The following is a 7,557-nucleotide window of genomic DNA, read 5'->3' on the forward strand; positions in this document are numbered from 1 at the left end:
GATTTCATCCACCTCTCTTCTTAAAACCCTCGCCCAGCACCTCGTGGACATCACTGACGATGACAAAGGCCTGGGGATCAATCTGGTAGACCAGATCTTTGAGTTTGGTTTCCTCTGATTGCGTCACCACACAAAAGATTATTTCTCGGTCCTGGCCGGTATACAAACCCCTCCCTTTAAGGGCTGTCGCTCCCCGGTCCAGTTGATGAAAAATGGCCTGCGTAATCTGCTCCGTAGCTGGGGAAATAATAAAGGCTGCCTTGGCGTAGCCCTTCCCCTCCTGGACCAGATCAATCACCTGACTGGTCACAAACAGAGAAAGTAGAGCATACATCGCCAGTTCAGCATCAAAAACAACTCCCGCCGTGGCAATCACCAGAAAATCAATGCTCAACAGAGATTGTCCCAGGCTGATGCGAGTATATTTGTGAATCAACCTGGCCGCCAAATCCGTTCCCCCGGTCGTCCCCTTGGCGCGAAAAACGATCCCCATGCCCAGGCCGGTCAAAATTCCCCCGTAGATCGCCGCCAGGAGCAGGTCATGGGTAAGCGGTTTAAGCCAGAGAGAGAACATCTCCACGAAAAAAGAAAGAGTGATGGTCCCAAAGAGGCTGCGTATTCCGAAAGGCAACCCCAGTTCCCTGATCCCAAAGAGGAAAAGCGGCACGTTAAGCGCCAGGATCATCCACCCCACCGGGATCTTAAACAGGTAATAAGTAATGGTAGCGATCCCGCTTACGCCGCCAGCCGCGATCTTATTCGGCACTAAAAAGAGAACCAGACCCAGGGCCACAAAAACCGTCCCGAGAGTAATGCCGAGGTAATGCGGGACAGCCTTCCACACGATCTTCATGGCACACCCCCGTCAATATTGTGTGCCATTGACCCCGGTTTTACCCTGGCCTAACCCGGTAAATCTCCTTTTGCCACCTCCTGCAGGTAAGCCGAAATAAACGGATCGATCTCCCCGTCCATCACCGCCTGGACATTACCCACCTCGACATTGGTCCGGTGGTCTTTAACCAGACTGTACGGATGAAACACATAGGAACGGATCTGGCTGCCCCAGGCAATCTCCTGCTGTTCGCCCCGCAGTTCTGCCAGGGTTTCCTCCTGCTGCCGCCGCTGCAGCTCAAACAGCCGGGCCTGCAGGATCTTCATGGCCATGATCTTATTCATAGTCTGGGAGCGCTCGTTCTGACATTGGACCACAATCCCGGTGGGCAAATGGGTGATCCGCACCGCCGAATCCGTCTTGTTCACGTGCTGACCACCGGCCCCGCCTGAGCGATAAGTATCTATCTTCAATTCATTTGGGTCAATCTTCACCTCAATCTCATCTGAAACCTCGGGCAGGACCTCCACCGCCGCAAACGAGGTATGCCGCCGGCCCGAAGCATCGAAAGGCGAGATCCGGACCAGCCGGTGGACACCCTTTTCTGATTTCAGATACCCATAAGCATTCTCGCCGCTGATCAGTACCGTCGCGCTCTTGATTCCGGCCTCATCTCCCAGCAGCTGGTCCATAATCTGGACCTGATAATGGTGTTCTTCCGCCCAGCGCAGATACATCCGGAGCAGCATTTCCACCCAGTCCTGGGCCTCCGTCCCCCCGGCCCCGGCGTGCAAAGAGATGATGGCATTATGCCGGTCATAAGGACCACTGAGCAGCACCTCCAGCTCCATCTGGGCAACCTCTTGCTCCAGTTTCGCTAAACCGCGTCTAATTTCGCGCGATAAAGATTCATCATCCTCCCCGATACTCAACTCCCAAAGTTCATACAATTCCTGCCACTGGTCAGCCAGGGCGTTAAAGCGGTCAACCCGATGCCGCAAGCTAGTCAGCCGCTGGAGCACCTGCTGGGCGGCTTCCCGGTCGTCCCAAAAATCGGGGGCCGCCACTTTGGCCTCCAGTTCCGCGATCTGCTGCAACTTATTGGCAATGTCAAAGAGAAACCCTCAATTCATTCAGGCGTTCCTTAATGTTCTCGAAATCCTTCCTCAGTTCGAGCAAACTCATCATCCCTCCATTGCGGTTCAATTTTTGCTACCGCCCTACTTTGGGTTCAACAGATTCATACTTACTTTTCACAATCACAATGTCCACACGTCGGTTTTTCGCACGATTTGCCTCGGTATCGTTCGCCGCCACCGGTCGATATTCCCCATAACCGGACGCGGACAGCCGCTCCGGCGCCAGGTGAGAGTGTTCCAACAAAAAGCGCAAGACATTGGTCGCCCGGGCCGTCGACAGTTCCCAGTTTGACGGGAATTCCGGCGTGTTAATCGGTAGGTTATCCGTATGACCTTCAATCCGCACCTGGTTGGGGATCGTCGCCAGCATCCCCCCCACCTTGGCGATGACCGCCTGGGCTTTGGGCGTCAGGTCCGCCTTGCCCTTGGCAAACAAAACGGTGTCGTTCAGGCTGATCACCAACCCTCGCTCTTCCTGGAAAATATGCACACTGGTATCCAGGCCGTTCAGCTGGGCATACTCCTCCAGCTGCCGCTGAATTTCTTCCAGGCGAAGCTCCTCCCCACTCTTGCCCTGGACAATGGAGGGACCCCGCTCTTCCAGGATGCTGAGCTCCTTACCCGCCAGCACCTGACTCAACGAACTGGCCATCGACTGAAACTTCTTCAAGTCCAGGACACTGATCGAGTACATCACCACGAAAAAGATCAATAACAGGGTAATCAGATCAGAATATGTGATCAACCACCGCTCCTGGTTATGGGGTTTTTCCTCCTCATGCCCGCGCCTTCTCATCACATTCCGACCCCAATTCCACCAGAGGATTCTGCCTCCCAGGTATTCCGGATACGGGGGTGGAGGAAGGTCATCAGTTTTTCGCGGATAATCGTCGGATTTTCGCCGGCCTGGATGGAAAGTATCCCCTCTAAGATCAGTTCCCGGATCATTTTTTCCTTGCCGCTCTTGTTTTTCAACTTGGCCGCGATCGGCAGCCACAATAAATTAGCAGAAGAAACGCCGTAAAGCGTGGCCACGAAGGCTACCGCGATGGCCGGCCCTAGACTGCTGGGATCGGACAGGTTGCTCAACACCTGAATCAGCCCCATCACCGTCCCGATAATCCCCATTGTCGGGGCATAGCCACCCGCGGCTTCAAACATGCTGATGCCAACCTTATGCCGCTGTTCAACCGCATACATCTCTGTCTCCAGCATGTTACGGGTTAGTTCCGGGTCCGTCCCGTCGATAATCAACTGCAACGCCTGCTGCAAAAACCGGTCTTCAATCTCGGGTAAAACCTGTTCCAGACTGAGCAGCCCTTCGCGCCGGGCCTTGTCGGCAATCCCGACCAGTTGCTGGATCAAACCCAACTCGTCGTATTTCTTCTCCTGAAACGCCACCCGCAGCAGCTGCGGAACGGTCTTCACTTCTTCCAGGGTAAAACCGACAACCGTCGCGCCAATCGTGCCGCCAAAGACGATCATAAAAGCCGTCAACTGCACCAGTGAACCGAGTTGCCCATGTTCCAACACAAACGCCGTCAGCAGGCAGGTCACCCCGAAGATAATCCCAAAGATGGTGGTGATATCCATACTACACGCTGCCCCCTACTTCCCACAACACTTTTTGTATTTCTTCCCGCTGCCGCAAGGACACGGGTCATTACGGCCGACCTTGTTTTCCACCCGCACGGGTTGCCGGTTCGGTTCCGCATACCGATTCTCCGTGACCCGGCGGGCTCGTTCCTGGGGTTGTTCCACCATACGCACCCGAAAAACATAACGGACAATGTCTTCCTGAATGCTCTCGATCATCTGGTTGAACATATCATAGGCCTCAAATTTATACTCAATCAAGGGATCTCGCTGCCCGTATGCCCGCAGCCCGATCCCCTGGCGCAGCTGATCCATCGCATCCAGGTGGTCCATCCACTTGCTGTCAACTACCCGCAGCACGACCATGCGTTCCAGTTCCCGCATCAGTTCCGAACCCAGTTCGGCCTCCCGCCGTTCATAAAAGGCCAACGCCTGGTCGCGCAAGAAATCGCGAATCTCTTCCTTGGTCATCACCTTCAGGTCATCTGGCGTCAGTTCATGGTCGGGCAGGAACAACTGTTCTGCGTAGTCCAACAAACTCTGGAGGTCCCATTCCTCTGGATGGATGCTTTCCCCGCTGAAGCGAGCGATGGTTCGGTCAACCACCTTATCGATCATGTCCAGGATGCTGTCCTTCAGGTTCTCACCGTTCAGGACACGCCGGCGCTGTTCGTAGATGACCTCCCGCTGCTGGTTCATGACATCGTCGTATTCCAGCACGTGCTTGCGGATGTCAAAGTTGCGGTTTTCCACCTTCCGCTGGGCGTTCTCAAGCGAGCGGGTGATGAGAGGGTGCTCGATCGGGGTGCTGTCATCCATGCCCAACTTATCCATGAGGCCCGCGATGCTGTCCGACCCGAACAGGCGCATCAGGTCGTCTTCTAGAGAGATGTAGAATCGGGTTGACCCGGGATCACCCTGACGTCCCGCCCGACCACGCAGCTGGTTATCAATCCGCCGCGCCTCGTGGCGCTCCGTCCCGATGATATGCAACCCTCCCAGCTCGACGACGCGCTGATGCTCAGCATCGGTCTGGGCCTTGATCTCCTCGTAGAGTCGCCGGTACTCCTCAGTCTGGAGGTCCGTCAGTTCAGCCCCCTGCTCGTGCACCATGGCCCCTGAGTGGGGTGCCTTTGGAGCGCGTTCGGCCTGGCGACGCCGCCACTCCGCCTGGGCCAGAAATTCGGGGTTACCGCCCAGGAGGATATCTGTCCCCCGGCCGGCCATATTGGTGGCAATGGTGACTGCCCCTAACCGACCTGCCTGCGCCACGATCTCCGCTTCCAGCTCATGGTACTTGGCGTTTAACACCTGGTGGGGGATACCCCGTTTTTTCAACATTTGACTCAGGCGTTCTGATTTCTCAATGGAGATCGTCCCGACGAGCACGGGTTGGCCTGTCCGGTGACGTGCGATGATTTCCTCCACCACCGCCTGAAACTTGCCGGCTTCGGTGCGGTAGATCACATCGGGCAGGTCCTGCCTGATCATCGGTTCGTTGGTAGGGATAACCACCACGTCCATGCCGTAAATCTTGCGGAACTCCTCTTCCTCGGTCGCCGCCGTCCCCGTCATGCCAGCCAGTTTGCGGTACATACGGAAGTAATTCTGGAGGGTAATGGTCGCCAGGGTCTGCGATTCCCGCTCGATCTTGACCCCTTCTTTAGCCTCAATCGCCTGGTGGAGACCCTCACTATAGCGACGGCCAAACATCAGCCGGCCGGTAAATTCGTCAACAATAATGACTTCCCCGTCTTTAACCACATAGTCCCGGTCGCGCTTCATCAGGGCATGTGCCTTTAACCCCTGATTGACGTGGTGGGCCAGTTCCATATTCACGTCATCATAGAGGTTGGTCACACCCAGGTAACGTTCGACTTTGGCTACCCCTTCTTCAGTCAGAGTCACCACATGCGCCTTTTCATCGACATTATAGTCAACCTCCCGCTGAAGCCGCGGGATGATCCGGGCAATCGTGTAGTACAGCTCCGTCGGTTTTTCGGCTTCACCTGAAATGATCAGCGGCGTCCGCGCTTCATCGATGAGAATACTGTCGACCTCGTCGACAATCGCGTAGTTCAGCTCGCGCTGCACGACGTGGGCGGGATGCGTGGCCATGTTGTCCCGCAGGTAATCGAACCCGAACTCGTTATTGGTTCCGTACGTAATGTCGGCGGCATAAGCCGCCTGCCGCTGGCTGAAATCAAGTCCGTGCACCACCAGCCCAACCGTCAGACCCATAAACCGGTAGATTTTCCCCATCCATTCGCTGTCGCGGCGGGCCAGGTAGTCATTGACCGTGACCACGTGCACACCCCGACCTTCCAGGGCGTTCAGGTAGGCGGGCAAGGTAGCCACCAGCGTTTTACCTTCCCCGGTCTTCATCTCGGCGATCCGTCCCTGGTGGAGAACGATACCACCCAGCAACTGGACATCAAAATGCCGCATGCCCAGCACGCGACGGGAAGCTTCCCGCACGGCAGCAAAAGCCTCTGGGAGAAGATTATCCAGGGTCTCACCGTTCGCCAACCGTTGCTTAAATTCCACCGTTTTGGCCGCCAGGTCAGCATCGCTGAGTTTCTGCATGGCGGGTTCCAAACTATTAATATTATCGACGATTCGGCTTAATTTCTTTATCTCTCTGGCGTTGTCATCCAGTAAATTTTTGATAAATTTGAGCACCACGGTGCATCACCTTTCTTTATGAAAGCCTCATTTAAAAAGATGAGGAACCATACGGTTCCTCCAGTTCAACTTTACCATTTCGATTGTAGCATTGATCACCAATTCATGCAAGTTTTATTCGTATTCTGGCTCGATCAGGCCGTAGTTGCCATCTTTACGCCGGTAAACAACATTTACCTCCTCGGTCTCCGCATTGGTGAACATAAAGAAGTTATGGCCGAGCAGGTTCATCTGCATGATTGCCTCATCAACGGGCATTGGCTTCAGGGCAAACCGTTTGGTCCGGACAACCTTAAAGGGCTCAACCGCCTCCTCCGCTTTCGCCTGTCCATTGCCATCCGCTGCTCCCAAATCGCGTAAGGTCTGGTTCTTCAGCCGCCTACTAAATCTGGCCTTGTATTTCTCGATCTGTTTCTCAAGTTTCTCGACCACCAGGTCAATGGAGGTATACATGTCACTGGCATTTTCTTCCCCGCGAAGAAGCATACCGTTCAACGGGATAGTGACTTCGACGACATGGTGTTCTCGCTCCACACTCAAAGTAACCTGCGCCTCATCCAGATTATCCAAGTACTTGGAAAGCTTCCCCAGGCGTTTTTCTACATACTCCCGCAGCGCGTCAGTTACTTCGAGGTTCTTGCCCCTGACAGTAATCCGCATGCCTCATACCTCCCATCAAGAATTTTATTATATTAGTATTCCCGAAAAAACAAAAAAATCCTGCTAATAAAGGGGACAGGCTACTTTTTTTAAAAAGGGGAAAGGGTAAAAGGGAACAGGTAAAAGGTAAAAGGGAAAAGGGATCAGACAACTTTTTTCAAAGTAAAAATAGCCTGTCCCCTTTTTTCCCGTTGCTAAATTACTTTCGTTAATCTATAATTTAACAACATTAGCCGCTTGAGGCCCTCTGACCCCTTCGATAATTTCGAATTCAACTTTCTGGCCTTCAGCTAATGTTTTGAAACCCTCTTCCTGAATCGCCGAGAAATGAACAAAGACATCTCCACCGTCCTCGCGTTCAATGAATCCGAAACCTCGCTCTTGATTAAACCATTTGACTCTGCCTAGCATTAAAAGCATTCCTCCCATTTGTTTCTTGCGCGGGACTAGGCTTAACCCGCAGTAAACTAAGTTTAGCAAAAGAATCTGGCTTTGTCAACGAAAAAGCCAACGAAGTCCGTGTCAAGATCTAGTAGGTATCTCCACAAAAATTTTTTCCGCTATGAGACCTCACCGTTCAAAACATCAGCATCAAGGCAGCGGCCTTGACAGCCACCCCACAGGTGGTCAAATATTGGCACC

At 53.8% G+C, this 7,557-nt stretch carries 7 protein-coding genes; all 7 read right to left on the bottom strand.

Going from position 1 to position 7,557, the window contains the following annotated elements:
- Positions 1 to 4: 4 nt before the first annotated feature.
- The 7 genes from HPY81_10295 to HPY81_10325 all read right to left on the bottom strand — a co-directional run bounded on the left by HPY81_10295 (position 5) and on the right by HPY81_10325 (position 7,326).
- On the bottom strand, positions 5 to 853 hold the full coding sequence (locus tag HPY81_10295) for a YitT family protein (protein ID NPV27805.1): 849 nt from the start codon (positions 851 to 853) through the stop codon (positions 5 to 7).
- A gap of 50 nt (positions 854 to 903) precedes the next feature.
- Positions 904 to 2,023, bottom strand: a protein-coding gene (locus HPY81_10300) for a peptide chain release factor 2 (protein NPV27806.1) whose coding sequence is annotated in 2 segments (ribosomal slippage) — positions 904 to 1,947 and positions 1,949 to 2,023 — 1,119 coding nt in all. Because the reading frame shifts where the segments join, the coding sequence is not laid out codon by codon here.
- 24 nt (positions 2,024 to 2,047) lie between these two features.
- Positions 2,048 to 2,770, bottom strand: a complete 723-nt coding sequence (locus HPY81_10305) for an OmpA family protein (GenBank protein NPV27807.1) — start codon at positions 2,768 to 2,770, stop codon at positions 2,048 to 2,050.
- A complete protein-coding gene (locus HPY81_10310; GenBank protein NPV27808.1) occupies positions 2,770 to 3,567 on the bottom strand; it encodes a flagellar motor protein in 798 nt (265 codons plus the stop codon). The genes HPY81_10305 and HPY81_10310 overlap by 1 nt, the downstream gene beginning before the upstream one ends.
- Before the next feature lie 15 nt (positions 3,568 to 3,582).
- Entirely contained in the window at positions 3,583 to 6,252 is a 2,670-nt protein-coding gene (gene secA / locus HPY81_10315) for a preprotein translocase subunit SecA (GenBank protein NPV27809.1), read from the bottom strand.
- 117 nt (positions 6,253 to 6,369) lie between these two features.
- Positions 6,370 to 6,915, bottom strand: a complete 546-nt coding sequence (raiA, locus tag HPY81_10320; protein ID NPV27810.1) for a ribosome-associated translation inhibitor RaiA — start codon at positions 6,913 to 6,915, stop codon at positions 6,370 to 6,372.
- Positions 6,916 to 7,128: 213 nt separating this feature from the next.
- Positions 7,129 to 7,326: a cold-shock protein gene (locus tag HPY81_10325; GenBank protein NPV27811.1), complete on the bottom strand. Its 198-nt coding sequence runs from the start codon at positions 7,324 to 7,326 to the stop codon at positions 7,129 to 7,131.
- Positions 7,327 to 7,557: the final 231 nt, after the last annotated feature.

The organism is Bacillota bacterium (genome assembly GCA_013178045.1).
Taxonomy (GTDB): Bacteria; Bacillota; Ch66; order Ch66; family Ch66; genus Ch66.